The organism is Amycolatopsis deserti (assembly GCF_014653945.1).
Lineage (GTDB): Bacteria > Actinomycetota > Actinomycetes > Mycobacteriales > Pseudonocardiaceae > Amycolatopsis_E > Amycolatopsis_E deserti.
Window position 1 is genome coordinate 75,764 of sequence record NZ_BNAU01000012.1, and the last position, 26,409, is coordinate 102,172.

The 26,409-nt window shown below is 71.8% G+C and carries 21 protein-coding genes; 11 read left to right on the forward strand and 10 right to left on the reverse strand.

Annotated elements, in window-relative coordinates:
- Positions 1–337 precede the first annotated feature (337 nt).
- The 5 genes from IE290_RS35125 to IE290_RS35145 form a co-directional block, all read right to left on the reverse strand.
- The gene (locus IE290_RS35125) at positions 338–1,156 is read right to left on the reverse strand and encodes a hypothetical protein (protein WP_229874901.1); all 819 of its coding nucleotides are present in this window, start codon (positions 1,154–1,156) and stop codon (positions 338–340) included.
- Positions 1,153–1,644, reverse strand: a complete 492-nt coding sequence (locus tag IE290_RS35130) for a SigE family RNA polymerase sigma factor (RefSeq protein WP_191249047.1) — start codon at positions 1,642–1,644, stop codon at positions 1,153–1,155. The genes IE290_RS35125 and IE290_RS35130 overlap by 4 nt, the downstream gene beginning before the upstream one ends.
- Positions 1,645–1,729: 85 nt before the next feature.
- The gene (locus IE290_RS35135) at positions 1,730–2,884 is read right to left on the reverse strand and encodes an acyl-CoA dehydrogenase family protein (RefSeq protein WP_191249048.1); all 1,155 of its coding nucleotides are present in this window, start codon (positions 2,882–2,884) and stop codon (positions 1,730–1,732) included.
- Complete coding sequence (locus IE290_RS35140) at positions 2,881–4,842, reverse strand: acetyl-CoA carboxylase biotin carboxylase subunit (RefSeq protein WP_191249049.1); 1,962 nt, start codon at positions 4,840–4,842, stop codon at positions 2,881–2,883. The genes IE290_RS35135 and IE290_RS35140 overlap by 4 nt, the downstream gene beginning before the upstream one ends.
- Before the next feature lie 5 nt (positions 4,843–4,847).
- A complete protein-coding gene (locus IE290_RS35145; protein WP_191249050.1) occupies positions 4,848–6,461 on the reverse strand; it encodes a carboxyl transferase domain-containing protein in 1,614 nt (537 codons plus the stop codon).
- Positions 6,462–6,615: 154 nt separating this feature from the next.
- Between IE290_RS35145 and IE290_RS35150 the strand changes: the two genes are divergently transcribed.
- A complete protein-coding gene (locus IE290_RS35150; protein ID WP_191249051.1) occupies positions 6,616–7,194 on the forward strand; it encodes a dihydrofolate reductase family protein in 579 nt (192 codons plus the stop codon).
- Positions 7,195–7,229: 35 nt separating this feature from the next.
- Here the strand turns inward: IE290_RS35150 and IE290_RS35155 are convergent, their stop codons facing one another.
- Positions 7,230–8,009, reverse strand: coding sequence for an SGNH/GDSL hydrolase family protein (locus IE290_RS35155; protein WP_191249052.1), 780 nt, complete (start codon positions 8,007–8,009; stop codon positions 7,230–7,232).
- A 153-nt stretch (positions 8,010–8,162) separates the two neighbouring features.
- Here IE290_RS35155 and IE290_RS35160 point away from each other — a divergent pair, with 153 nt between their 5' ends.
- Together IE290_RS35160 and IE290_RS35165 are read left to right on the forward strand one after the other, a co-directional pair.
- The gene (locus IE290_RS35160; protein WP_094008602.1) at positions 8,163–8,753 is read left to right on the forward strand and encodes an SACE_7040 family transcriptional regulator; all 591 of its coding nucleotides are present in this window, start codon (positions 8,163–8,165) and stop codon (positions 8,751–8,753) included.
- Between the two features lie 116 nt (positions 8,754–8,869).
- Positions 8,870–9,280: a hypothetical protein gene (locus IE290_RS35165; RefSeq protein ID WP_373300637.1), complete on the forward strand. Its 411-nt coding sequence runs from the start codon at positions 8,870–8,872 to the stop codon at positions 9,278–9,280.
- 5 nt (positions 9,281–9,285) lie between these two features.
- Here the strand turns inward: IE290_RS35165 and IE290_RS35170 are convergent, their stop codons facing one another.
- Positions 9,286–9,708: a pyridoxamine 5'-phosphate oxidase family protein gene (locus IE290_RS35170; protein ID WP_191249054.1), complete on the reverse strand. Its 423-nt coding sequence runs from the start codon at positions 9,706–9,708 to the stop codon at positions 9,286–9,288.
- 82 nt (positions 9,709–9,790) lie between these two features.
- On the opposite strand from IE290_RS35170, the gene IE290_RS35175 reads away from it, so the two are divergent.
- Entirely contained in the window at positions 9,791–10,795 is a 1,005-nt protein-coding gene (locus IE290_RS35175; protein WP_191249055.1) for an AraC family transcriptional regulator, read from the forward strand.
- On the opposite strand, the gene metX is transcribed toward IE290_RS35175, so the two are convergent.
- Together metX and IE290_RS35185 are read right to left on the reverse strand one after the other, a co-directional pair.
- Entirely contained in the window at positions 10,716–11,837 is a 1,122-nt protein-coding gene (metX, locus tag IE290_RS35180; RefSeq protein ID WP_191249158.1) for a homoserine O-acetyltransferase MetX, read from the reverse strand. The two genes, IE290_RS35175 and metX, sit on opposite strands and share 80 nt — an antisense overlap.
- A gap of 14 nt (positions 11,838–11,851) precedes the next feature.
- Complete coding sequence (locus IE290_RS35185) at positions 11,852–13,156, reverse strand: bifunctional o-acetylhomoserine/o-acetylserine sulfhydrylase (protein ID WP_191249056.1); 1,305 nt, start codon at positions 13,154–13,156, stop codon at positions 11,852–11,854.
- A 165-nt stretch (positions 13,157–13,321) separates the two neighbouring features.
- Here IE290_RS35185 and rdmE point away from each other — a divergent pair, with 165 nt between their 5' ends.
- The 3 genes from rdmE to IE290_RS35200 all read left to right on the forward strand — a co-directional run bounded on the left by rdmE (position 13,322) and on the right by IE290_RS35200 (position 18,070).
- Complete coding sequence (gene rdmE, locus IE290_RS35190; RefSeq protein WP_191249057.1) at positions 13,322–14,923, forward strand: aklavinone 12-hydroxylase RdmE; 1,602 nt, start codon at positions 13,322–13,324, stop codon at positions 14,921–14,923.
- An 894-nt stretch (positions 14,924–15,817) separates the two neighbouring features.
- Positions 15,818–17,335, forward strand: coding sequence for a PucR family transcriptional regulator (locus IE290_RS35195; protein ID WP_191249058.1), 1,518 nt, complete (start codon positions 15,818–15,820; stop codon positions 17,333–17,335).
- A 9-nt stretch (positions 17,336–17,344) separates the two neighbouring features.
- The gene (locus tag IE290_RS35200; RefSeq protein WP_191249059.1) at positions 17,345–18,070 is read left to right on the forward strand and encodes an MOSC domain-containing protein; all 726 of its coding nucleotides are present in this window, start codon (positions 17,345–17,347) and stop codon (positions 18,068–18,070) included.
- A 59-nt stretch (positions 18,071–18,129) separates the two neighbouring features.
- Here IE290_RS35200 and IE290_RS35205 read toward each other — a convergent pair whose 3' ends face one another.
- Positions 18,130–19,065 (reverse strand): zinc-binding dehydrogenase, encoded by a 936-nt coding sequence (locus IE290_RS35205; RefSeq protein ID WP_191249060.1) that lies wholly within the window; start codon positions 19,063–19,065, stop codon positions 18,130–18,132.
- A gap of 156 nt (positions 19,066–19,221) precedes the next feature.
- Between IE290_RS35205 and ald the strand changes: the two genes are divergently transcribed.
- The 4 genes from ald to IE290_RS35225 all read left to right on the forward strand — a co-directional run bounded on the left by ald (position 19,222) and on the right by IE290_RS35225 (position 26,331).
- Positions 19,222–20,337: an alanine dehydrogenase gene (gene ald, locus IE290_RS35210; RefSeq protein WP_191249061.1), complete on the forward strand. Its 1,116-nt coding sequence runs from the start codon at positions 19,222–19,224 to the stop codon at positions 20,335–20,337.
- 275 nt (positions 20,338–20,612) lie between these two features.
- Positions 20,613–21,665: an ABC transporter ATP-binding protein gene (locus IE290_RS35215; protein ID WP_191249062.1), complete on the forward strand. Its 1,053-nt coding sequence runs from the start codon at positions 20,613–20,615 to the stop codon at positions 21,663–21,665.
- On the forward strand, positions 21,665–22,546 hold the full coding sequence (locus IE290_RS35220; protein ID WP_191249063.1) for an ABC-2 transporter permease: 882 nt from the start codon (positions 21,665–21,667) through the stop codon (positions 22,544–22,546). Before IE290_RS35215 ends, IE290_RS35220 begins: the two co-directional genes overlap by 1 nt.
- 41 nt (positions 22,547–22,587) lie before the next feature.
- Positions 22,588–26,331: an ABC transporter ATP-binding protein gene (locus IE290_RS35225; protein WP_191249064.1), complete on the forward strand. Its 3,744-nt coding sequence runs from the start codon at positions 22,588–22,590 to the stop codon at positions 26,329–26,331.
- Positions 26,332–26,409 lie beyond the last annotated feature (78 nt).

The following is a 26,409-nucleotide window of genomic DNA, read 5'->3' on the forward strand; positions in this document are numbered from 1 at the left end:
CCGAGGTGAGACGACAACGGTCCCCCGTCATCCCGGAGCCTGCCCGTCCGGCGAGGACATCTTTTGATCTTTAAACCCGCGCCGCCTTCGGCAGGCGGGGAGTCCGCCCTGCGGGCGGGCAAAACAGCGCCTCACGGCGCCAAAAGGTCACCTCACGACCACCCCCGCCCCCGATGCCTGATTGTGTTTCAGTCGCCGAGCAGCGGCGTCAAGGCGGGAAAGAGTACCTTGACCCCGCTGATCGGCGACCAAAGATCGGCTGTGGATCGGGGGCGGGGGAGGTCTGGTTGGGGTAGTCGCTTGCTCTTCGTTGCCGGCTTGCGAGTTGTTTGTGCTGTCAGCAGTTGTTGGTTGTCAGTTCTAGGCGCAGGCTGAAGATCTTCTGCGACGGGTCCGTGTTGAACACGTACACCGCCTCCGGGTTCCCCGGCACCGGCGCCGTGATGACGTAGTTGGCCGTCGTGGCGTTGGGGTACGCCGCCATCACCTCGGCGTCCGTCGAGCCGACTCCGATTCCCTCCGGTGTCGTCACCCCGGGCTTCGCCGAGATGCGGGCCACCCCGTACGTGGGCGATATGTCGACCGGGGAGCCGCCGCCCTTCAGCCAGTACCGGTGGCACGGGCTGCCCGAGTAACCCTCCGTCATGTCGAACTCGTCCGACGCCACGGCGTCCGCCTCGCTCATGCCCAGCGCCAGACGGCCCCAGCCCCTCGGCCCGATCGTCGGGTCGGTGGAACCCGGACGTTGTGCCGGGCCCGCCGGCGCGCTCGAAGTCCGCGGCGTGCTGCGGGGGGCGCTCTGCGAACCCGTCACGCTGGGCACGCTCGTCACCCCCGACGACGACGACGGCGGCGCGCTGGAGCTGGGAGGCACCGGGGGCGCGCCGGACTCCGAACCGGCCGTCGACGCGATCGTCGTCACCGGCAGGTTCGTCGCGGGCAGCGTGTCCGTCGTGCCCCCGCCGACACCGGACAGCGCGATGCTCACCGCGGTCAGCGCGACCATCGTCAGCGCCCCACCCGTCGCCACCGCCGCGTTGCGCCGGTACCGCCTACGCCGGGCACCCGCCACCACCAGCAGCTCCGCGCCGGGCCGGACGGGCACGTCGAGGCGCTCGTCGTCGAACAGCCGGCTCAGTTCGTCCTCGAGGTTCACCACTCGTCACCCGCCCCCACCAGGGTCCCCAACTTTCCCCGCAGGCTGGCCAGCGCCTTGCTGGCCTGGCTCTTCACCGTCCCGGGGCTGATGCGCATCGCGTCCGCGATCTCGGCTTCGGACAACCCCTCGTAGTACCGGAGCACCACGACGGTCCGCTGCCGCGGCGGCAAGGCCGCGAGCGCCTGCCACAACGGCTCGTTCTCGAGCCGGTCGGGCGGGGTGTAGGGGGGCGGTTCCGGGATGTCGGCCACCAGGCTTTCCCGCCGCCTGCTGCGCCACCGGCTGACGTGCGTGTTCGCCATGGCGCGCTTCACGTACGGCAGCGGGCTCTCCGCACCGCGCAACGTCCCCCACCGGACGCCGATCTTCTCCAGGACGATCTGCACCAGGTCGGCGGCGTCGTGGGGGTTGCCGGTGAGCAAGTGCCCGTAGCGGAGCAGCCCGGGCAACGCCACCCGCACGAACTCCGCGAAATCCTCGTCCACCGCGCCCCCCTGCACCCAAGCCGTCCCGGCTCATCCGGGGGATACACGCGCAGGGGGCGCGGCAGGTTGCCTCAGTTCACCGGATTCAGCGAAGCCCCAGCTCACGGGCGATGAGCATGCGCTGCACCTCGCTGGTGCCCTCCCCCACCTCGAGGATCTTCGCGTCCCGGTAGAACCGGCCGACGGGGAACTCGTTCATGAACCCGTAGCCGCCGAAGATCTGCGTCGCGTCGCGGGCGTTGTCCATCGCCGCGTTCGAGGCGACCAGCTTCGCGATCGAGGCCTCCTTCTTGAACGGCTCGCCCCGCAGCATCTTCGACGCGGCCGCGTAGTAGGCCAGCCGGGCCGTGTGCGCGCGGACCTCCATGTCGGCGATCTTGAACTGGATCGCCTGGTACTCGCCGATGCGGTGCCCGAACGCCTCCCGCTCCCCGGCGTAACGCAGGCACTCGTCGACACACCCCTGCGCGAGCCCGACGCTCAGCGCGGCGATCGCCACCCGGCCCTCGTCCAGGATGGACAGGAACTGGGCGTACCCGCGGCCGCGCTCGCCGAGCAGGTTCTCCGCGGGCACCCGGCAGTCGGCGAAGGACAGCTCGTGGGTATCCGAGGCGTTCCAGCCCACCTTCGAGTACTTCGGCGCCACCGTGAACCCGGGCGTGCCGGACGGCACGATGATCGCCGAGATCTCCTTGCCGCCCCCGGGCTTCTCGCCGGTCACCGCGGTGACGGTGACCAGCCGGGTGATGTCGGTGCCGGAGTTGGTGATGAACGACTTGCTGCCGTTGATCACCCACTCGTCGCCGTCCAGCTTCGCCGTCGTGCGCGTGGCACCCGCGTCGGAACCGCCGCCCGGCTCGGTCAGACCGAACGCGCCCAGCGCCTCGCCGGAACACAGTGACGGCAGCCACTTCTCCTTCTGCTCGGCGGAGCCGAACCGGAACAGCGGCATCGCGCCCAGCGACACGCCCGCCTCGAGCGTGATCGCCACCGACGAGTCCACCCGGGCCAGCTCCTCCAGCGCCAGGCACAGCGCGAAGTAGTCGCCGCCCATGCCGCCGTACTCCTCCGGGAACGGCAGCCCGAACAGGCCCATCCGAGCCATGCCCCGCACGATCTCGTACGGGAACTCCTCGCGCTCGTAGAAGCCGCCGATCACGGGGGCGACCTCGGACTGCGCGAAGTCCTGCACGGTCTTGCGCAGCGCCTCGTACTCTTCGCCGAGCCGGAAGTCGATCATTTCTGCTCCTTGACCACCGCGAGCGTCTCGTCGAGGGCCACCTGCTGGCCCACCTGGACGCGGAGTTCCTCGACCACGCCGTCGACCGGGGCGACCAGCGTGTGTTCCATCTTCATCGCCTCGACGACCAGCAGCGGCGCACCGGCGCTCACCACGTCGCCCTGCGCGACCTTGACCACCAGCACCGTGCCCGGCATCGGGCTGACCACCGGGCCGGCCTCGCTCGCGTCGCCGTGCGTGGCGAGCAGGTTGGGCCGCTCGCCGACGACCACGCCGTGCCCGTCGCGGCCGAGCCACACCCGGTCCTGCGGCGCGTCGGCACGCAGGTACCGGCGGAACTCGCCGTTGTAGTGCACTTCCAGCCAGTTGCCTTTGCGCTGCGCGGACACCGCGACCGGCTCGCCACCGTCCACAGTGACCTGTGCGGCGCCGGGCGAGCCTTCGATCGTGACGAGCGCCTCGGCGTCCCCGGCACGCAGCCGGAACGTGACGCCGCCCGGGCCGCCGAGCCGCCACCCGCTGGGCACCGACCACGGGTCGGAGGTGTCCGCGGGCACCAGTCCGAGCAGCCGGTCCATCGCGGCGGCGACGAAGAACTCCTCCGGCACCACCGACTCGACCAGCTCGTCCAGCCGCCGCTCGACCAGACCGGTGTCCAGCCGCCCGGCCTGCACGTCGGGGTCGGCGAGCAGCGCGCGCAGGAACGTCACGTTGGTCGGCACGCCCAGCACGGACGTCCCGGCCAGTGCGCGGTCGAGCCGGTGTAGCGCCGACGCCCGGTCCGGACCCCACGCGATGACCTTGGCCAGCATCGGGTCGTAGTTCGAGCCGACCACCGAGCCCTCGGCCAGCGAGGAGTCGACCCGCACGCCCTGCCCGCGGGGCTCGTCCAGCGCCAGCACGGTGCCGCCGGTCGGGACGAACCCGCGCGCCGGGTCCTCGGCGTAGACGCGGGCCTCGACGGCGTGCCCGTTGAGCCGGAGGTCGTCCTGGGTCAGGGAAAGCGGCTCGCCCGCGGCGACGCGCACCTGCAGTTCGACGAGGTCGAGACCGGTGACCATCTCCGTCACCGGGTGCTCGACCTGCAGCCGGGTGTTCATCTCCATGAAGAAGAACTCGTCCGGCTTGCGGGCGGAGACGATGAACTCGACGGTGCCCGCGCCGACGTACCCGACCGAGCGGGCCGCTTCGACGGCGGCGGCGCCCATCCGGGCCCGGGTCTCCTCGTCGAGCAGCACCGACGGCGCCTCCTCGACGATCTTCTGGTGCCGCCGCTGCAGGCTGCACTCGCGCTCACCGAGGTGCAGGACCGTGCCGTGGGTGTCGGCCAGCACCTGGATCTCGATGTGCCGGGGTGTGGTGACGAACCGCTCCAGCAGCAGGCGGTCGTCCCCGAAGGCGGCGCGGGCCTCGCGCTGGGCGGACTCGACCGCCGCTTCGAGCTCACCGGGCTCGGTGACCAGCCGCATGCCCTTGCCGCCACCGCCGGCGGACGGCTTGAGCAGCAGCGGGTACCCGACCTCGTCGGCGGCCTTGGCGAAGTCGTCCACATCGGACAGGCCGGGGACGACGGGGACGCCGGCGGCGGACACCGTGGCCTTGGCCCGGATCTTGTCGCCCATGGCGTCGATCGCGCTCACCGGCGGTCCGATGAAGACCAGCCCGGCCTTCTCGCACGCGGCGGCGAACTCGGCGTTCTCCGCCAGGAAGCCGTACCCCGGGTGGACGGCCTGCGCGCCGGAGTCCACCGCGGCCCGGACGATGTCCGGGATGGACAGGTAACTGCGGGTCGCCTCGGCCGGGCCGATGCGGATCGCGGTGTCGGCCTCGTGCACGTGCCGCGCGTCGGCGTCGGCATCGCTGTAGACCGCGACCGAGCGGATGCCCAGGCGCCGCAGGGTGCTGATGACGCGAACCGCGATCTCGCCGCGGTTGGCGATGAGGACTGTGTCGAACATGCCCCTCACATCCGGAAGACGCCGTAGCTGACCGGTTCCAGCGGCGCGTTCGCCGCCACCGACAACGCGAGCCCGAGCACCATGCGGGTGTCCGCCGGGTCGATCACGCCGTCGTCCCACAGCCGCGCGGTCGAGTAGTAGGGGCTGCCCTGCTCCTCGTACTGGCGGCGGATGGGTTCCTTGAACGCCTCTTCCTCCTCGGTGGGCCACTCGCCGCCGCGGCTCTCGATCGAGTCGCGGCGGACGGTCGCCAGCACCGACGCGGCCTGCTCGCCGCCCATCACGGAAATCCGCGCGTTGGGCCACATCCACAGGAAGCGGGGCGAGTACGCCCGGCCGCACATCGAGTAGTTGCCCGCGCCGAACGAGCCGCCGATGATCACCGTGAACTTGGGCACGCGGGCGCAGGCCACGGCGGTCACCATCTTGGCGCCGTGCTTGGCGATACCGCCCGCCTCGTAGTCGCGGCCGACCATGAACCCGCTGATGTTCTGCAGGAAGACCAGCGGGATCGAGCGCTTGTCGCACAGCTCGATGAAGTGCGCGCCCTTCATGGCCGACTCGGCGAACAGCACGCCGTTGTTGGCGATGATGCCGACCGGGTGGCCGTGGATGTGCGCGAAGCCGGTGACCAGGGTGGCGCCGTACTCCTTCTTGAACTCGGCGAAGCGGCTGCCGTCGACGATGCGCGCGATGACTTCCCGCACGTCGTAGGGGGTGCGCGAGTCGGTGGGCACCACGCCGTAGAGCTGCTCGGGGTCGACCGCGGGGGCCTCCACCTGGCGGGTCTCCCACGGGCGCGGGCTGCGCGGGCCGAGCGTGGCGACGATGTTCCGGACGATCGACAGGGCGTGCGCGTCGTCGTTGGCCAGGTGGTCGGTGACGCCCGACTGCCGGGCGTGCACGTCGCCGCCGCCCAGTTCCTCGGCCGTGACGACCTCGCCGGTCGCGGCCTTCACCAGCGGCGGACCGCCGAGGAAGATCGTGCCCTGGTTGCGGACGATCACGGCCTCGTCGCTCATCGCCGGCACGTACGCGCCACCCGCCGTGCACGAGCCGAGGACGGCCGCGATCTGCGGGATGCCGCGCGCCGACATCGTGGCCTGGTTGTAGAAGATGCGGCCGAAGTGCTCGCGGTCCGGGAACACGTCGTCCTGCTTGGGCAGGAAGGCGCCGCCCGAGTCGACCAGGTAGATGCACGGCAGGTTGTTGTGCAGGGCGACCTCCTGCGCCCGGAGGTGCTTCTTGACCGTCATCGGGTAGTAGGTGCCGCCCTTGACGGTCGCGTCGTTGGCGACGATGACGCACTCGCGGCCGGAGACCCGCCCGATGCCGGTGATGATGCCGGCGGCGGGCGCCTCGTCGTCGTAGAGCCCGTTCCCGGCCAGCGGCGACAGCTCGAGGAACGGCGAGCCCGGGTCGAGGAGGGCGTCGACGCGGTCGCGCGGCAGCAGCTTGCCGCGTTCCACATGCCGGGCACGAGCCTTCTCGGGGCCACCCGTTCGAGCGGTCGCCAAGCGCTTGCGCAGATCCTCGACGAGCTCCGCGTGTGCGGTCGCGTTACGGGCGTACTGCTCACTTCGCGGGTCCGCGGAGGTGCCGAGCACCGGGAAGTCCATGACCCTCCTCATCGACGCCGAACCTGGTTAGTAGTCGTTAACGTTCGGCTCGATGTTAACCACTACTAACGTGCGATGTCCAGATTCGCGCACCCGAGGTGTCGAAATCGTGGTGGGCTCGTCCGACGTGGGAGTGAGAGACGAGGAGGACACCATGACCGCGACCTACACGTTCGACGTCTTCACCAGCCTCGACGGCTTCGGCGCCGCCGGCGGCGACTGGACCGGCTACTGGGGCAAACAAGGCCCCGAGCTGCTCGACCGCCGCCTCGCCCTGTACGACGAGGAGCCGCGGATCGTCTTCGGGGCGAACACGTACCGGGCGTTCACGCAGATGCTGGCCGAGAGCAGCGAGGACTCCGACGTCCGCGACCCCTGGGTGACCCGGATGCGGACACTGCCGGCCACCATCGTGTCGTCCACGCTGCGGGAACCACTCGACTGGCCGGACGCGACCGTCGCGAGCGGGGACGCCGTCGACGTCGTCACCCGGCTCAAGGAAGAGTCCGACGTGCCGTTGCGCTCGCACGGCAGCCTGTCGCTGAACCGCGCGTTGATGGCCGCCGGCCTGGTCGACCGCGTCCACGTGACGCTCTTCCCGGTGATCACCGCGAAGACCGGGCTGGACCCGATCTTCGCGGGCGGGGCCGACTTCGACCTGGAGCTGCTCGAGCACCGGACGCTCGACGGCCACATCCAGGAGCTGATCTACCGGCCGACGCTGCACGCCTGAAGTCCGGAGGGGCGGCGCGGCCGCCCCTCCGGACCTCAGCCCAGCGCCGCCACCAGTGACGGGTAGTAGCCCTGCGCCTGACCGGTCGCCGTCGGGTGGTAGGACTCGTCGATCGGATACGTCACGCTGTGCAACCACGCCGCGCCGGAGCAGATCTCGTGCCCGGTGAACGCCGGGCGCACGTCGGCGAAGGCGAAACCGGCCTCCGACGCCTCCTTCTGGATCACCGAGTCCAGCGCGTCCGCCCCGCTGTTGATGTACCCGCGCGAAGTGTCGGACAGGCCGACCGAGCACGACCCGCCGATCTTGTAGAAGTGCGGGTACCCGAGCACGACCACCGTTGCCTCGGGGGCGCGCGAGCGGATCTCCCCGTAGGTCTTCTCCAGCAGCCCGGGCAGGGTCCCGTTGACGAACGCCTTGGCGTTGTCGATCGCGGTCTTGCAGCCCGAGTCCCCGCCGAGGATGCAGTCCTGCATGACGCCCGCGAACCCGGCGTCGTTGCCGCCGACGCTGATCGTGACCAGGTCGGTCGACTCGGACAGCGCGCTGACCTGGTTGTTCAGCACGTCCGAGGTCTTCGCGCCGGAACAGGCCTGGAAGTCCAGCGACGCCGACGTCTGCCCGGCGTACAGCGCGGGGTAGGCGTTCGAGCTGCGCTTGCAACTGGAGGAGTCGAGGTAGTTGCCGGCGCCCACCCCGGAGGAGTAGGAGTCGCCGAGCGCGACGTAGTCGAGAGTGGCCGCGTTGGCCACCCCTGAGGTCAGGCCGATCGAGGCGAGGGCCGCGACGACGGTGGTTGCAAGCGTTCTCAGCACAGCGGGGACCACCTTCCGTGAGCAATCAACTCAATGAACGATTACCAGGTGCATTGCTCACAAGGGAGCCCCTTTTAGTAGGCATTTCGGCTACCAACAGGTGACGGGCGGCGGACGTTAGCGCTCGCTAACCTGACTCGATAAGATGTTCACGTGTCGACGAGTCCCACGCCGCTGGTCACCGGCGAGAAGGCCACCCGCCGCGAGGAGATCCTGAGCGCGGCCGCGGAACTGTTCGCCCGGCACGGCTTCCACGGCGTCGGCATCGACGACATCGGCGCGGCCGTCGGCATCTCCGGCCCCGCGCTGTACCGGCACTTCCGCAGCAAGGACGCGATGCTCGGGGAGATGCTGAACTCGATCAGCCACTACCTCCTCGACGGCGGCACCGCGCGGGTGGACGCGACCGCGGATCCGGAGCAGGCGCTGGCCGAGCTGGTCGAGTTCCACGTCGACTTCGCGCTCACGCACCCGTCGCTGATCACGGTCCAGGAACGCAACCTCGCCAACCTCACCGACGCCGACCGCAAGCAGGTGCGGGCCTTGCAGCGTCGTTACGTAGAGATATGGGTGAAGGTCATTCGCGACGCCGTCCCCGGAGTGGGGGAACGTCAGGCGCGCTCGGCAGCACACGCCGTGTTCGGGTTGATCAACTCGACGCCGTACAACCGCCATCTGGACGACGACGAACTGGCCGTCCTGCTGCGGCGCCTCGCCCTCGGCGCGCTGCAAGCGGCGGCGTGATCATCACGTCACTCGTTTTTCCCACTACCGTTGAACGCCTTTCCCCGGCTTTGATAGATCCCGTGACCTCCGACCGGCAGCAGCTGATCTCGCGGGCGCAGCGCGCCCTCGTCGCGATGCAGCTCGGCCGTGACGACGACGCGCTCGACGAGGTGGCCCCGTCGAGCCGGGACGAGACGCGCGAGCTGATGCTGCTCCTGTTCGAGGAGTGCAGCACGATGGTGACCACGCTCGGCGACGGCGGCAGCGCCCCGGTGAAGGTCCAGGTGTTCGACGAGAGCGGCGAAGAGGTCTCGATCGACCAGGCCGACCCGCCGGTGCGCACCGCGGTCCGCACGCTGCTGGCGGAGGTGCACGGCAACGCCGAAGCGGCCGCGGAGCAGGTGGAGATCGCGCTGGCCAGCGCCAACCGCGCGGAGGTGGACAGCCTGACGCTGCAGGCACTGCGCTGGACGGTGCGCCTGTCGGCCGAGTGCCTGGAACGCGACCTCCCGGTCACCGACTGGATCTCCGAAGCCCTGACCTGAGCGGGTCAATAGCGGTAGCGGCGCACGGTCTCCGGGTGGATGACGACGCGGACCAATTCCTCGGCCGTGATCCCGGCGAGGTCCGCGGCGCGCGCCGGGTCGTCGAGGTCCCAGTAGCGGGCGGCCAGGCGGGCGCTCAGCTCCCGTGCGCCATCCGGTTCCACCGTGACCCGGCCGGTGACCGACACCCAGCGCTCGCGTTCACCGACCGGCGCGGCGACCACGATCGAGGCACGCGGATCGCGGCGCAGCTGCCGCAACTTGGGCGAGTCCGGCATGGTGAACAGCTGGATCGCGCCGTCGTCGGTGGCCTCGAACCACACCGGCCGCGGCTGCGCCGGGACAGCTCCCGCGGCCGCGGTCAGGAACCCGTGCAGCGGACGGCGGAGGAACTCGCGGTCGTCGGCGGTCAGCGGAGTGTCGCTCATGATCCCGATTGAACACCGCGGAACCGGACGAGCACATGGCTCAGAGGCCGGATCACCTGTGTGATCGTCTAACCTCGTCGACGTGGACGTGTTCAGCGATCTGATCCGCGGGGTGCGCGCCCACGGCTCGCTGTTCGGCAGCACGACCCTCTCCCCGCCCTGGAACCTGCACTTCGTGGACGGCGCGCCGCTGACCCTGTGCACCGTGCTCACCGGCGAGGGCTGGATCGTGCCGGAACACCACGAGCCCGAGCGGCTGCGCGCCCGCGAGACGGTCATCGTGCGCGGCCCCGCGACCTTCACCTTCGTCGACGAGCCGGGTACTCGGGCCGAGCCGGTCGCGTGCGGTGAGTTCTGCGCGACGCCCGAGCAGGGCGGGACGCGGTACCGGCGCGGCTGGCACGACCACGGCGACGGCGCGACGACGCTGATCGTCGGCGCCTACCCGGTGCGCGGCGAGATCAGCCGCAGGTTGCTGGACGCGCTGCCCGTCGTGCTGCGGGTGGGCGATGCCGGGGACACCTCCGACCCCGTGCTGGACCACCTCGCCGCCGAGGTCGCCGTCGACGCGCCGGGGCAGCAGGTCGTGCTCGACCGGCTGCTGGACTGGCTGCTGGTCTGCACGTTGCGCGAGTGGTTCGACCGGCCCGGCGGCGAGCCTCCGGCCTGGTGGGCAGCCCAGCGCGACCCGATCGCCGGCCACGCGCTGCGTCTGCTGCACGCCGAACCGGCGGCGCCGTGGACGGTCGCCGCGCTGGCGCAGCGCACCGGCGTGTCGCGGTCGACCCTGGCCAAGCGGTTCACCGACCTGGTGGGCGAACCGCCGCTGACCTACCTCACCCGCTGGCGCATGACGCTCGCCGCGGACCTCCTCGTCGAGCGGCAGTCCGCGACGATCGCGCAGATCGCCCGCACCGTCGGTTACTCGGACCCGTTCGGGTTCAGCGCGGCGTTCAAACGGGTCCGCGGCGTCAACCCGAGCGAGTTCCGGCGCCGCGTGACCACGGTCAGTGCAGCAGCGCCTTCACCAGCGCCGCCACCTGGGCGGTCTCGATCAGGAACGAGTCGTGCCCGTACGGCGAGGTGATCTCGGCCGCCTCCCCCGCCCCCGGGATGCCCGCCGCCAGCTCGTGCGCCTGCCGCATCGGGTAGAGGCGGTCGCTGTCGACGCCCGCGATCACGCTGCGCGCGGTCACCCCGGACAGCGCGGCGCCGACCCCACCGCGGTCCCGGCCCACGTCGTGCGTGTTCATCGATCGCGTGAGCAGCACGTAGGACGCGGCGTCGAAGCGGCGCACCAGCTTGTCCGCGTGGTGGTCCAGGTAGGACTCGACCGCGTACCGGCCGTCGCCGAGCGGGTCCTCGGCGCCCTGCGGCAGCCGGCCGAACCGCTGGTCCAGTTCGAGCGAGCTGCGGTAGGTCACGTGCGCGATCCGCCGCGCCACGCCCAGCCCGCGGTGCGGCCCCTCGCCGGGCGGCGCGTCGTGGTAGTCGCCGCCGCGCCAGCCCGGGTCCGACGTGATCGCGTGCAGCTGCGGCGCCGCCCAGGCGATCTGGTCGGCCGAGGACGCGGCCGGCGCGGCCAGCACCAGCAGCGCCGCGACCCGCGCGGGGAACGTCGCCGCCCACTCCAGCGCCCGCATCCCGCCCATCGACCCGCCGAGCACCGCGGCCCACCGCTCGATGCCGAGCTGGTCGGCCACCACGGCCTCGGCCCGGACCTGGTCGCGGATGGTGATCCGCGGGAACCGGCTGCCCCACGTGCGCCCGTCCGGATCGGGCGACGACGGCCCGGTCGAACCCTGGCAGCCGCCGAGGACGTTGGGCACGACGACGAACAGCTCGTCGGTGTCCAGCGCGCGACCGGGCCCGATCAGGCCGTCCCACCAGCCCGGCGTCGGATGGCCCGGCTCCGCCTCACCGGCGGCGTGGCTGTCCCCGGTGAGGGCGTGCGCGATCAGGACCGCGTTGGAGCCGTCGGAGTTCAGCCGCCCCCACGTCTCGTACGCGATCCGGTACTCCGGCAGCGTGCCGCCGGCGTCCAGCCGCAGCTGTCCACCGGCGGCCCACTGCCGCCGTCCCGGTGGATCCCCCTCCCGCCACGCACCCGTCGCCGGCGGGAGATCCACAGTGGACGGATCCGTCACAGGGCCGCCTTGGCCGCCCGGAACCCGGCCTCCAGGTCGGCCTTGAGGTCCTCCAGGCCTTCCAGCCCGACGGCCAGCCGCACCAGGCCCGGCGTGACGCCGCTGGCGAGCTGCTCCTCGGGGGTGAGCTGGCTGTGGGTGGTGCTGGCGGGGTGGACGATGAGGCTGCGCACGTCACCGATGTTAACCAGCTGGCTGTGCAGCTCGGTGCCGTCGACGAACTTCCGGCCGGCCTCGACGCCGCCGCGCAGGTCGAACGACAGGACCGCGCCGGCGCCCTGCGGCAGGTACTTCCGGGCCAGCTCGTGGTGCGGGCTCGACGGCAGGCTCGCGTAGTAGACGCGCTCGACCTCGTCGCGCTGCTCCAGCCACTCGGCCAGGGCCTTGGCGTTGCTGACGTGCCGCTCCACGCGCAGCGACAGCGTCTCGATGCCCTGCAGGATCAGGAAGCTGTTGAGCGGCGCGATGGCCGCGCCGGTGTCGCGCAGCAGCTGGACGCGGGCCTTGGCCGCGTACGCGCCCGGGCCGAGGGCCTCCCAGTACTTGAGACCGTGGTAGCTGGGGTCCGGCTCGGTGAAGCCGGGGAAGCGCTCCGGGTACGCGCCGAAGTCGAAGGTGCCGCCGTCGACCAGCAGGCCGGCGATGGTGGTGCCGTGGCCGCCGAGGTACTTGGTCGCGGAGTGGACGACGACGTCGGCGCCGTGCTCGATCGGGCGCAGCAGGTACGGCGTCGGGATGGTGTTGTCGACGATCAGCGGCAGGCCGGCCTCGTGCGCGACGTCGGCGACGGCCCGGATGTCGAGCACGTCGCTGCCCGGGTTGGCCAGGGTCTCGCCGAAGAAGGCCTTGGTGTTCGGGCGGATCGCGGCGCGCCACTGGTCCAGGTCGTTCTGGTCCTCGACGAACGACACCTGCACGCCCAGCTTGGGCAGCGTGTAGTGGAACAGGTTGTAGGTGCCGCCGTAGAGCTTCGGGCTGGACACGATGTGGTCGCCGGCGTTGGCGACGTTCAGGATCGCCGCGTTGGTCGCCGCCGTGCCGGAGGCGAACGCCAGCGCCGCCACCCCGCCCTCGAGCGCCGCGACGCGCTGCTCGAGCACGTCCTGGGTCGGGTTCATGATCCGGGTGTAGATGTTGCCGGGCTCGGCGAGGCTGAACAGGTCGGCGCCGTGCTGGCTGTCGCGGAAGACGTACGACGTGGTCTGGTAGATCGGGGTCGCTCGCGCGCCGGTGGCCGGATCGGGGCTCGCGCCGGCGTGGATCTGCTTGGTCTCGAAGGACCAGGCCTGCGACTCGCTCATCGTCGTTCTCCTTGGTGCGTGGGCTGATCAGGGGCGCCGCGGTCGAAGCTAGCCAGACCGGAGCGGGGCGCCCAACCGGTTCCACGGTGTGGATTCCTCTTGCTTGACGAGTCTCTTAGTTGATGAGATACTTTGGTCACGGGATATCCACAACAAGGAGGAATCATGGAACGAGTCGACGTCCTGGTCGTGGGGGCCGGGCTGGGTGGCCTGTCCGCGAGCATGTTCCTGGCGCTCGAGGGCGTGAACGTGCTGACGGTGGAGCGGCATCCGGGCACGGCGCTGCACCCGCGCGCGTCCGGGCAGACGCCGCGGACGATGGAGCTGTACCGGTTCGCCGGGATCGACCGGAAGGTGCTCGGGGTCAGCGAGCGGGCTTCGCGGGGGCTGCGGATCACGGTGGCGTCGAGCCTGAACGGGACGGTGTTCCACCAGATCGTCGAAGACCTCGACGAGTACGACCTGAGCGCGGCGACCGCGGCGCCGTGGGGCATGGCGGGGCAGGACGTGGTCGAACCGATCCTGCTGGAGCGGGCTCGCGAGGCGGGCGCGGACGTGCGGTTTTCGACGGAACTGGTGTCGTTCACGCAGGACGACGACGGGGTGACGGCGGTGCTGCGCTCGCGGGACAGCGGCGAGGAGACCAGTGTGCGGGCGGCGTACCTGGTGGCCGCGGACGGCGGGCGGGGGCGGATCCGGGAGGCGCTCGGGATCGGGACTTCCGGCGTCGGCGCGATCGCCCACTCGGTCGGGGTGGTGTTCGACGCCGACCTCGGCGACCGGCTGGAGCCGAACGTCACCGACCTGTACTACCTGCAGAACTCCGAGTTCACCGGCGCGCTGACCAACACCGACGTCCCGGGGCGGTACGTGTGTGCGGTCGATCTGCACCCCGAGCGGGGCGAGACCGTCGACGACTTCCCGGAGGAGCGGCTGGTCCGGCTGATCCGGATCGCGACCGACCTGCCGGATCTCGAACCGAAGATCCAGTGGATCGGCGCTTGGGAGATGGCGGCGCGGGTCGCGGACCGGTTCTCCGCGGGGCGGGTGTTCCTCGTCGGCGACGCCGCGAAGGTCACGCCGCCCACCGGAGGGATGGGTGGGAACACCGCGGTGGGCGACGGGCACGACATCGCGTGGAAGCTGGCGGCGGTCCTCCGCGGGGACGCCGGGCCGGGGCTGCTGGACAGCTACGAGGCCGAACGCAAGCCGATCGCGGAGATGGTGGTGACGACGTCGCTGCACAACGCGAAGGAGCGGATGGTGCCGGACCTCGACCTGACGGGAGTGGCTGAGCCAGTCGACCAGATCGCACTGACGCTCGGTTTCCGCTACCGCTCGGGCGCGGTGCTGGAGGAGTCGCCTGGTTCGCCCGAACCGCTCCCCGATGGCTCCCGCCCCGGCGCGGTGCTGCCCGGTTACGGCGACCTCGTGGAGAACCCGGTGGAGCCGTCCGGACGACCCGGCTTCCGCGCGCCGCATGTCCCGGTCGGGGCGGGTTCCACATGGGACTTCCTCGGCCACGCCTGGGTGCTGTTCAGCCCCGGCGGCTGGGGCTCGGCGGTGGAGGAGGTGCGCGCGGAGACGGGAATCGCCCTGGAGTACCGGGAACTCGACGAGCCGGTGTTCCGCAGCCGGTTCGGCCTGCAGCAGGGAGGGGCCAGCCTGGTCCGCCCGGACGGCATCGTGGCGTGGCGCTCCCCCGAGGGCGTCGCCGACCCGGCCGCCACCCTGCGGACCGTCCTGGCCCGGGTACTGAGCCGCTAGCGATTCGCGCGGCCCCCGCCGGCTCCCACCCCACGACTCGCGAAACCCAGTCGCGGCGGCGAACAACTCGCCCCGCCGCGACTGGGTTTTTCGCACGCCCACGATTGGCCCCCTCGCACCCCGGCGGCGGTGCACCTCGCACGCCCACGAGTGGACACCACGCACGCGCACCCACGACTGGACACTTCGCACCCCGGCGACCGGGCACCTCGCACCCGCGCGACTGGCCACCTCGCACGCCACGACTGGTCCGCTCGCACTCCCACGACTGGGCATCTCGCACGTCCGCGACTGGGAACTTCGCGCCTCGGCGCGTGGGCATCTCGCACCAGCGCGACCGGACACCTCGCGCACCCACGACTGGGTACCTCGCGCCCGCCCGCGCGACTGGCCACCTCGCACGCCACGACTGGCCCCGTCACGCTCCCGCGACTGGGCATCTCGCCCGCCCGCGAATGGACACCTCGCCCGCCGGCGAGTCGGCACCTCGCCCGCCCGCGAATGGACACCTCGCCCGCCGGCGAGTCGGCACCTCGCCCGCCCGCGGATCGACACCTCGCCCGCCGGCGAGTCGGCACCTCGCCCGCCCGCGGATCGACACCTCGCCCGCCGGCGAGTGGGCACCTCGCGCGCCCGCGGCTGGGCACCTGGCATCTGGCACCAACCCGACTAAGCACCTGATGGATCCAAGCCCCGGCAACCGCGCCCCCGAATCCGCGCCCCAACGGGCCCCACGCCCCGGCCACCCGCGCCCGACGAGCCCCACGGGCACCTCAAGTCCCACCACCCGGCCCACGCACCCCACGCCCCAGACGCCCCCAAGCCCCACCACCCCCAAACCCGACCGCTCCGCCGGCGATAGCCCCTCCCCCCAGCGAGCCGTATCCTGCGCAAATGGTCTCCGTCCGCAGTGTGGTCGACCGGGTCGGGCCGACGTTGCTGCACGCGGTCCAGCTGCCCGACCCCTGCCCCGCCGTCGCGGACGTGGTCATCGCCGAGCCGGGCGCCTCCGCCCAGCTCGCGGCCGGCGACTTGGTCCTGGGCGTCGCCACGAGCGATGCCGCCTCAGCGGTCGAGCTCATCGAACACAGCGCCTCCGCCAGCGCCGCCGCGGTGCTGCTCAAACCGCCGGTCGCCCGCAAGACCCAGGTCCGGCGGGCGGCGAAGGCGGCGCACATCGCCCTCATCGAGGTTCGCGCGGCCACCGCCTGGGCACAGCTGGTCTGGCTGCTGCGCACCGTCCTCGACGCGGCGGCCGAGGAACCCGAATCCCTCGAAGGCGACCCCGGCTCGGGCGACCTGTTCCGCCTCGCGGACGCCGTCGCCGCGGTCGTCGACGCCCCGGTGACCATCGAGGACACCAACTCGCGCGTCCTGGCCTACTCGGCGCGCCAGGACATCACCGACCCGGCCCGCGTGTCCACCATCATGGGCCGCCGGATCCCCGACGACGTGCTCGCCAAGTTCCGCTCCCGCGGCGTCTTCCGCGAACTCTCCCGCGGCCGCCAGACGATTTTCGTTCCCGCGCAACGCGATGGCACCCTGCCACGACTCATCGTGCCCATCCGGATGGGCGGCGAACTGCTCGGCTCGATGTGGGCGGTCGTCCGCGGCCCGGTGTCCGACGAACGCGCCGCCGCCTTCGCCGACACCGCACCGGTCGTCGCGCTCCACCTGCTGCGCCGCCGCGCCCACGCGGACGCCCAGCGACGCGCCTCGGCCGAACTGCTCCGCGCCGTCCTCGAAGGGAAAGCCGGACCGCGGGCGGCGATCGCCGAACTGGAGCTGACCGACGAACCGCACCGCGTGGTCGTCGTCGACACCCCCGGCGACGACGAAGGCCTGCGACTGGCCCTGATGGAACGCATGTCGCTCGGCATCGGCCGCCGTCCAATCGCGACAGAGCTCGGCGGGCTGCTGTACACGGTCGTGCCCGACGGCGCGGACTGGCCGTCGCTGGCCGACCCGTCCCGCGGCGCGCCGCGCGTGGCGGCCGGGAGCGCGGTGAAGATCGGCGAACTGCCGCGGTCGCGCGCCGAGGCGGAGGAGACCCTGAGCCTGCTGCGCGCCGGGGTGATCGAGGGACCGTCCGGCAGCTTCGACGGGCTCTGGACGGCGCTCGCGCTGCACCGAACGGCCACTGCGGCCTCGGCGGCAGGCGTCGCCGGGCTCGGGCCGCTGGAGCAGCTGCGCGAGTACGACCGGATCAACCGCACGGACTACGTCGAGACGCTCTACGAGTGGCTGCGCTACCCCGGCGATCCGCGGTCGGCGGCGCAGGCGTTGCGCATCCACCCCAACACGTTCCGGTACCGGATGCGGCGCGTGCTCGAACTCGTCCCGCTCGACCTGGACGACCCGGACGTCCGGTTAGCATTGCTGGTCCAGCTGGTCGCCGTGCGCTGGTCGTAGGAGGGGTTCGTGTTCGAGGGATCGGTTGCCGCGCTGCACCGCTGGCCGGTGAAGTCGTTGCGGGGCGAGGAGGTTCGCGCCGCGCGCTTCGACGAGCGGGGCATGGCGGGCGACCGCGCGCACGCGCTGGTCGACGGGCGGGAGAAGCGCCGCGGGAAGCTGCTGACGGTGCGCCAGAACCCGGCGATGCTCACCTGGGGCGCGGAGTACGGCGCCGACGTGATCGACCCGCCGAAGCCGCCGCTGCTGCACTCGCCGGAGGGCCGGTCGTGGTCCTGGGACGAGCCGGGACTGGCGGAGGCGCTCGCGTCGTCGTTCGGCATGCCGGTGGACCTGCGCGCGGCCGACGGGCAGCAGGACCGCGGCCCCACCGTGCTGGTGACGTTCGAGGCGTCGCTGACGGCGCTCGCGGCGGAACTCGGCCAGCCGGTCGAACTGCACCGCTTCCGCCCGAACATCCACCTGACGACGGACGCCCCCGCCTTCGCCGAGGAGGACTGGGCCGCCGGCACCACGCTGGAGGTCGGCGACGTGTCGCTGGAGGTGACCGGCGACCACGCGGGCCCGTGCATCCGCTGCGCGGTGCCGAGCTGGGACCCCTCGGGCCGGGAGCGGTGGCCGGAGCTGCAGACGCACCTGATCGACCGGCACGCCAACAAGTTCGGCGTGATCATGCGCGTGACCCGCGCCGGGGTGATCAACACGGGCGACACCGCCTCGGCCCGCCCCGCCTGACGACCGCGGAGCCCACGCCCCGGAACGTGGTTCTCGCGCCCGGGGACGTGGAGTCCGCGTCAGATCTCCAGCAGTGTCTTGCCGATCGTCGCTCGGGATTCGATCGCTCGGTGTGCCTCGGCGGCCTGGGCGAGCGGGAAGCGTTGCCCCACAAGGGGTTTCACCCGGCCCTCCGCTGCCTCGGCCAGTACCCACTCCGTGGCGGCGCGCAGGTCGGCCGGGCTGCCCAGCGGGCCCCGGTGCAGCGTGACACCCCGCGCGGCGGCCTCCTCCTCCGGCACCTCCGTCCACGAGCCGCTCGCCAGGCCGTAGCTGAAGTGCCGTCCGCCGCGGCGCAGCAGCCCGAACGCGGCCGCCCCAAGAGCACCGCCCACGCCGTCGAACACGACGTCCACCGGGCCATCCACCCGCGCGGTCCAGTCCGGCTCCGTGTAGTCGACCACCTCGTCCGCCCCGAGATCGCGGGCCACCGCCGTCTTGCGCGCGCCCCCGGCCGCCGCGATCACCGTCGCGCCCGCGTTGCGCGCCAGCTGCACCAGCAGGCTCCCCACGCCGCCCGCGGCGGCTTCCACCAGCACCCGCTCCCCGGCCGACACCCCTGCCGCGCGGACCAGCGCCGTCGCGGTGCGGCCGTCGGCCAACAACGCCACCGCGTCGTCCAGCGCCAGGCCGTCCGGCACGCGGAACGGCGCCGCCGCGTCCACCACCACCCGCTCGGCGTAGCCGCCCGACCCGTTCAGGCTCGTCACCACCGGCGCTCCCACCAGCTCGGACGGCCCGGACAGCACCACCCCACCGACGCCGTTGCCCGGGATCACCGGCAGCTCCGCGCGGAACGGCCCGGGCAGGCCCGCCCGGAACTGCGTCTCCACGAACGTCGTGTTGGCGAACGCCACACCGACGAGCACCTGCCCCGTCCCGGGCACCGGATCCGGCGCCTCCCCCGCGACCAGCACCTCGGGCCCGCCGAACTCCCTCAACCACACCGCTCTCATGACGATCATCCTGCGAGCTCCACCAAGGTCGAGGTCAACACCTTGTTCTGCGAGCACCAGCCGCGCGGCGGAGAATTGTCGGCGAGGCACGATGACACCGCTATCCGGGTGGTTCACCGTGGTCAGCACCACGTCCGCCAGATGCAGGAGGAAGCAGTGCGCATCGCCGTCCCCCGCGAGGTCAAGAAGCACGAATACCGCGTCGCCGTGACCCCGGCCGGGGTGCACGAGCTGACGGCGCGGGGCCACGAGGTCTTCATCGAGACCGGCGCCGGCACCGGGTCCGCCATCAGCGACGACGAGTACGTCTCCGCCGGCGCGAAGATCCTCGCCACCGCCGACGACGTCTGGGCCGAGGGCGAGATGGTCCTCAAGGTCAAGGAGCCGATCGCCGAGGAGTACCCCCGGCTGCGCCGCGACCAGGTGCTGTTCACCTACCTGCACCTGGCCGCGGACCGCCCGCTGACGCAGGCCCTGCTGGACGCGGGCACCACCGCGATCGCCTACGAGACCGTGCAGCAGCCCAGCGGCGCGCTGCCGTTGCTGGCGCCGATGTCCGAGGTCGCCGGACGGCTCGCGCCGCAGGTCGGCGCCCACTCGCTGATGAAGCCCAGCGGCGGCCGCGGCGTGCTGCCCGGCGGCGTGCCCGGCGTGCACCCGGCCCGGGTGGTCGTCATCGGCGGCGGTGTCGCCGGCCTGAACGCCGCCCGCATCGCGCTGGGCCTTGGCTCCGACGTGGAAATCCTGGACACCAATGTGGACCGCCTGCGTCAGATCGACCACGACTTCGCCGGCCGCATCCGCACCGTCACCTCGAACGCCTTCGCCGTCGAGCAGGCCGTGCTGGAGGCCGACCTGGTGATCGGCGCGGTGCTGGTGCCCGGCGCGCGGGCGCCGAAACTCGTCTCCACCGAACTGGTCGCGCGCATGCGGCCGGGCAGCGTGCTCGTGGACATCGCGATCGACCAGGGCGGCTGCTTCGCCGACTCGCACCCGACGACGCACGACGACCCGACCTACACCGTGCACGACTCGGTCTTCTACTGCGTGGCGAACATGCCCGGCGCGGTCCCGCGCACGAGCACCTACGCCCTGACCAACGTCACGCTGCCCTACGCCGTCCAGCTGGCCGACCAGGGCTGGCAGGCCGCGCTGCGCGCGAACGGGCCGCTGTCGCTGGGCCTCAACGCGCACGCGGGCGCCCTGACCAACGCCCCCGTCGCGCAGGCCCACGACCTGCCGCACACGCCGCTGGCCGAGGTCCTCGCCTGACCCGGCGGGCGGGCCCGTCGTCAGGGTCCGCCCGCCCCAGGGCCCAACACGTGAAGAAGTTTTCACACCGACATGGGCCCCCGCGTAAGCGAAGTCCGGAGATACCACCTAAGCTTGTACGTGGCGGCCCGCTCCCAGTGACCCCCAGGCTGGTTGAGCGGGCCGCCCCTTTGTGCGCACCCTCCCCGACACGCGGCCCCCGGACGGGTTCAACCGGTCACGGGTAGGGCACTATGTGCCCCGCGATCAAGTTCACCGGGCCGGGAGGGGCGCGCATGCAACACGACGGCAGCGGCCGGATATTCGTGCAGAACCTGAGCAAACACTTCGGGCCGGTCGCCGCGGTGCAGAACCTGAGCTTCGAGGTCCGCCCCGGCTCGGTCACCGGCTTCCTCGGCCCCAACGGCGCCGGCAAGACGACCACGCTGCGCATGTTGCTGGGCCTGGTCACGCCGTCCGCGGGCGTCGCCACCATCAACGGCCGCCCCTACCACCAACTGGGCAACCCGGCGCAGGTCGTGGGCGCGGTCCTGGAGAACGAGGGCTTCCACCCCAAGCGCACCGCCCGCAACCACCTGAAGGTGTACGCCGCCGCGATCGGCGCGCCGGACCAGCGCGTCGAGGAGGTGCTGGGCCTGGTCGGGCTCACCGGCGCCGCGGACCGCCGCGCGGGCGGGTTCTCGCTGGGCATGCGGCAGCGGCTCGCGCTGGCGACCGCGCTGCTCGGCAACCCGCAGGTGCTCGTGCTGGACGAGCCGGCGAACGGCCTCGACCCGGAGGGCATCGTGTGGCTGCGCAACTTCCTGCGCGCCTACGCCCGAGAAGGCCGCACGGTGCTGGTGTCCAGCCACCTGCTGTCGGAGGTCGAGCAGACGATCGACCAGGTCGTCATCATCAGCCACGGCGTCACGCGCTACTACGGCCCGCTGGACCAGTTGCGCAGCAGCCAGCAGTCGCGGGTGCTCGTGCAGGCCGCGGACGCCAACGCGCTCGTGAAAGCGCTTCAGGAGGCCGGGTTCACGCAGGTGGAGCCGACGCCGGACGGCCGCGTTGCGGTGGTCGGCGCGACCCGCCAGCAGATCGGTGACCTGGTGGCGAAGTCCGGGATCGCGGTCTACGGGATCGAGGAGGAGCGGGCCGATCTGGAGAAGCTGTTCTTCCAGCTGACCAGCCCCCAATACCCGGGAACGCAGTACCCCGGAACGCAGTACGCCGGAATGCCGCAGCAGGGCGGCTGGGGTGGCCCGCCGCCGGGATACCCACCGCAGCAGCAGTACCAGCAAGCACCGCCACAGCAGGGTCACGGCGGCTGGGGAGGACAGGGCTGATGGGCCGGTTGATCAAGGCGGAGTTCCGCAAGACGCTCAGCCTCAACACCTGGTGGATCCTGATCATCCCGCTGGTGCTGGTCGCGTTCTGGATGTCGTTCGTCTGGGGCAAGATCACCAACGACTTCGCCGACTACATCGGCAGCGGCACCGCGCGGATCATCGCCGAGCAGGCCGGGCTGCCCGCCGACGCGTTGCCGGTCGGGCTGCTCAGCATCGCCCACGGCGTGAACATCGCGCAGCTGATCCCGGCGATCTTCGGCGTGTTCGCGCTGGCCGGTGAGTACAGCAGCAAGACGATCACGACGACGTTCCTGACGGCGCCGAACCGGGTGTCCGCGCTGACCGCGAAGATGATCACCTACGTCCTGTGGGGCGCGCTGTACGGGCTGCTCAGCTTCGCGGTCGCGGCGCTGGCGACCGTCGTCACCGTGGACAGCGACCGGCTGCCCAGCGGCGGCGAATGGCTCGCCGCGTTCGGCGGGACCGTGCTGGCCTACGCGCTGGTGACGCTGTTCGGCATCGGCTTCGGCGCGGTGCTGAACAAGGTCGTGCTGGCCGTCATCCTGCTGATCGGGTGGTTCCTGATCGTGGAGAACGTGCTGGTCATCGCGCTGTGGAACACCAGCGACATCTTCGGCGCGCTCCTGCCGAACAGCACCGCGAACGGCATCGTCGGCGGCATCGCGGCGGAGGCGTTCGGGATCAGCTCGATCAACCTGCCGGGCGGCGTCGAGCACTGGGACAAGCTCGGCCTGCAGCTGGCCGCCGGCGCGCCGGGCGTCATCTCCTGGTGGGCCGCCGCGCTGGTGTTCCTCGCCTGGACCATGGTGTTCTTCATGGGCGGCTGGGCCTCCAACCAGCGCCGCGACATCACGTAGCCGGCCGTCGGGAAACTGTCGGTGCACGCGCATAACCTGGCGTGGTGACTGCACGACCTCCACGAACTGACGAGAACCCCGGGACCGGATGGATTCGCCGGCTGGCCGCGGCCTGCTGGCGCCATCCGGTCCTGGTCGTCTCGTCGCTGGCCGCGGCGGTGTTCAGCGTCGGCCTGCAGGCCGCGAGCCCGCTGCTGGTGAAGCTCGCCGTGGACGACGCGGTCGCGTCGCAGACCGGGCGGCTGGGCCTGCTCGTCGCCGGGCTGATCGGGGTCCAGCTGCTGATGTTCGGCACCGCGTTCGTCCGGCGTTACCTGGGCGGGCGGCTCGCGCTGGACGTGCAGCACGACCTGCGCCAGCGGGTGTTCGACGCGGTGTCGCGGCTGGACGGTGGCAAGCAGGACTCGCTGCGCACCGGCCAGGTGGTGTCGCGCGCGATCACCGACCTGCAGCTGGTCGTGTCGCTGCTGTTCGTGGTGCCGCTGTCGGCGGGCTCGGTCGTGTTCGCGGTGTTCTCCGTCGCCGCGATGCTGTGGATGTCACCCGGACTGACGGTGATCGCGCTGATCGTGGTGCCCGCGGTGGCGATCGTCGCGGGCGCGGCCCGCAAGCGCCTGTTCCCGGCCACCTGGTCGGCGCAGCAGCGGGCGGCGGACGTGGCGCAGCACGTCGAGGAGACCGTCACCGGCGTCCGCGTCGTGAAGGGCTTCGGGCAGGAGGCCCGGGAGGTCGCGCGGCTGGAGAAGACCGCGCGGCGGCTGTTCGCCGAACGGCTGCGCGCCGCCCGGCTGGCGGCGGTGCCCACGGCGACGACGTCCGCGCTGCCGGCGGCCGGGCAGGTCGCCGTGCTGGCCTTCGGCGGCATCCTGGCGCTCAACGGGCAGGTCACGCTCGGCACGTTCCTCGCGTTCGCCAGCTACGTGTCGGGCCTGATCGGGCCGGCCCGCATGATGTCGGCGTTGGTGGTGCAGGCCCAGCTGACGCGCGCGGGCGCGGAACGCGTGTACGAGCTGGTGGACGCCCAGCCCGAGGTCACCGACCCGGTGGACCCGAAGCCGCTGCCGGAGGGGCCGCTGGGCATCGAGCTGGACGACGTGCGGTTCGGCTACACGCGCTCGGAACCGGTGCTGGACGGGCTGAGCCTGCGCGCGGAGCCCGGCGAGACGCTGGCGCTGGTCGGCACCGCGGGCTCCGGCAAGTCGACGATCTCGTTGCTGCTGCCCCGGTTCTACGACGCGCACTCGGGCAGCGTCCGGCTCGGTGACTGCGACGTGCGGGACGTGAAGCTGACCGACTTGCGCCAGGCGATCGGCGTGGTGTTCGAGGAGGCGTTCCTGTTCTCCACGTCCATCCGCGACAACATCGCCTACGGCCGCCCGGACGCCAGCGACGAGGAGGTGATCGCCGCGGCGAAGGCGGCCGAGGCGCACGACTTCATCTCCGAGCTGCCCGACGGCTACGCCACCCAGGTCGGTGAACGCGGCCTGACGCTGTCGGGTGGCCAGCGGCAGCGGCTGGGCCTGGCGCGGGCGCTGCTGACCGATCCGCGGGTGCTGATCCTGGACGACGCAACCTCCGCGGTCGACACGGTCACCGAGGCGGCCATCTACGAGACGCTGCGGTCGGTCACCGCCACCCGCACGACGCTGCTGATCGCGCACCGCAAGTCCACGCTGTCGCTGGCCGACCGGATCGCGGTGCTCGACGCGGGCCGCGTGGTCGACGTCGGCACCTACGACGAGCTGGCGCAGCGCTGCGAGCTGTTCCGCGAACTCATCGCGGGGCCCGGCGAGGGCGTGGAGCAGGTGCACAAGCGCGACTGCGTGGCGAGCCCGGAGACCGGGACCACGCCCGCGCTGTGGCCGGAGACCGGCGAGCGGGACGCGGTCGACGAGATGGCCGAGTCGGCGCAGCAGCGGAACGCGCCGGCGCCGATGCCTGGCGGCGGGATGGGCGCCAGCAGCGCGCTGAACGCGCCCCCGACCGCCGAACTGCTGGAGGGCGTGCGCAAGCTGCCGCCCGCGACGGACGAACCGGCGCTGGACCCGGACTCGGTCACCCAGCCGGATCCGAAGTTCCGCCTGGGCTCGGCGTTGCGTCCGGTGCGCGGCCTGCTGATCGTCGCGGTGCTGCTGGTCGGGCTGGACGCGGCGGCGTCGATCGCGTTGCCCGCGCTGTACCAGCAGGGCGTCGACCACGGGGTGCGGCCGGGCCTGGCGTGGGTGGTGTGGCTGTGCGCCGGGATCGGCGCGGCGATCATCGCGATGGACTGGTTCGTGATCGCGGCGCAGACACGGCTCACCGCGCGGGCCGGTGAGACGGTGCTGTACTCGCTGCGCGTCCGCAGCTACGCGCACCTGCAGCGGCTCGGGCTCGACTACTACGAGCGCGAGCTGTCCGGCAAGATCATGACCCGCATGACGACGGACGTGGACGCGTTGTCGACGTTCCTGCAGACCGGTGTCGCGCAGGCGGTGATCAGCGCGTTGACGCTGGTCGGGATCACCGGGGCGCTGCTGATCACCGACGTGTCGCTGGCGCTGTACGCGTTGTCCGTGGTGCCGGTGCTGGTGATCGCGACGGTGATCTTCCGGCGGCTGTCCAGCGCGGCGTACACCGAGGCGCGCGAGAAGGTCAGCGCCGTGAACGCCGACATGCAGGAGAACGTGAGCGGTCTGCGGGTCGCGCAGGCGTACAGCCGGGAGGAGCGGTCGGCCGAGGACTTCGCGTCTCGCAGCGACGCCTACCGCCGGTCGCGGCTGCGGGCCCAGCGGTACGTGGCGACGTACTTCCCGTTCGTGACGCTGCTGTCCGGGGTGGCGGAGGCGGTCGTGCTGGTGGCGGGGGCGAACCGGGTCGCGGACGGCACGCTGGCGGTCGGTGTGCTGCTGGCGTTCCTGCTGTACCTGAACCTGTTCTTCTCACCGATCCAGCAGTTGTCGTCGGTGTTCGACGGCTACCAGCAGGCGAAGGTCGGCCTGCACCGGATCGGCGACCTGCTGCGGACGCCGACGTCGGTGCCGCCGCCCGCGGACCCGGTGCCGGTGCCCGAGCGGCTGCGCGGCGAGGTCACGTTCGACGCGGTGGACTTTTCGTACACCGGCACGGAAAGCCTGGCGCTGACGGATGTTTCGCTGAAGGTGTCGCCGGGCGAGACGGTCGCCCTGGTCGGCTCGACCGGCGCCGGGAAGTCCACAGTGGTCAAACTGGCGGCGCGGTTCTACGACGCGACGAGCGGCAAGGTGAGCATCGACGGGGTCGACGTGCGGGACTACGACCTGGCCGGCCTGCACCGGCGGATGGGCGTGGTGCCGCAGGAGGCGCACCTGTTCTCCGGCACGGTGGCGGACAACGTCAGGTACGGCAACCCGTCGGCCTCGGACGCGGAGGTCGAAGCCGCGGTGCGAGCGGTCGGCGCCGTCGACGCGATCGCCGCGATGCCGCAGGGCTTCCACCAGCCGGTGGGCGAACGGGGCCGGTCGTTGTCGGCGGGGCAACGGCAGCTGGTCGCGCTGGCCCGGGCGGAACTGGTGGACCCGGACGTACTGCTCCTCGACGAGGCGACGGCAGCGTTGGACCCATCAACGGAAGCCACGGTCCTCGCGGCAACGGAAACGGTCGTCAAGCGCCGCACGACTTTCGTGGTGGCCCACCGCCTGGCGACGGCGGCCAGATCGGACCGGATCGTGGTGCTCGACCACGGGCGCATCGTGGAACAGGGCACACACGAGGAACTCCTGGCGGCCAACGGCCACTACGCACGCCTATGGCAAACAGGCGCGTAGCGCCGCGCTTTTGATCGGTGAACACAAGCGGAGCTGGGTGGTCATCCCGTCGCCTGACACGTGACGATCACCTTGAGC

Coding starts and splice junctions, on each gene's coding strand:
- IE290_RS35135 (WP_191249048.1), bottom strand. CDS start 2,884: ATGATCGACTTCCGGCTCGGCGAAGAGTACGAGGCGCTGCGCAAGACC.
- IE290_RS35140 (WP_191249049.1), bottom strand. CDS start 4,842: ATGTTCGACACAGTCCTCATCGCCAACCGCGGCGAGATCGCGGTTCGC.
- IE290_RS35145 (WP_191249050.1), bottom strand. CDS start 6,461: ATGGACTTCCCGGTGCTCGGCACCTCCGCGGACCCGCGAAGTGAGCAG.
- IE290_RS35150 (WP_191249051.1), top strand. CDS start 6,616: ATGACCGCGACCTACACGTTCGACGTCTTCACCAGCCTCGACGGCTTC.
- IE290_RS35165 (WP_373300637.1), top strand. CDS start 8,870: ATGCAGCTCGGCCGTGACGACGACGCGCTCGACGAGGTGGCCCCGTCG.
- IE290_RS35170 (WP_191249054.1), bottom strand. CDS start 9,708: ATGAGCGACACTCCGCTGACCGCCGACGACCGCGAGTTCCTCCGCCGT.
- IE290_RS35185 (WP_191249056.1), bottom strand. CDS start 13,156: ATGAGCGAGTCGCAGGCCTGGTCCTTCGAGACCAAGCAGATCCACGCC.
- rdmE (WP_191249057.1), top strand. CDS start 13,322: ATGGAACGAGTCGACGTCCTGGTCGTGGGGGCCGGGCTGGGTGGCCTG.
- IE290_RS35195 (WP_191249058.1), top strand. CDS start 15,818: ATGGTCTCCGTCCGCAGTGTGGTCGACCGGGTCGGGCCGACGTTGCTG.
- IE290_RS35205 (WP_191249060.1), bottom strand. CDS start 19,065: ATGAGAGCGGTGTGGTTGAGGGAGTTCGGCGGGCCCGAGGTGCTGGTC.
- IE290_RS35215 (WP_191249062.1), top strand. CDS start 20,613: ATGCAACACGACGGCAGCGGCCGGATATTCGTGCAGAACCTGAGCAAA.
- IE290_RS35220 (WP_191249063.1), top strand. CDS start 21,665: ATGGGCCGGTTGATCAAGGCGGAGTTCCGCAAGACGCTCAGCCTCAAC.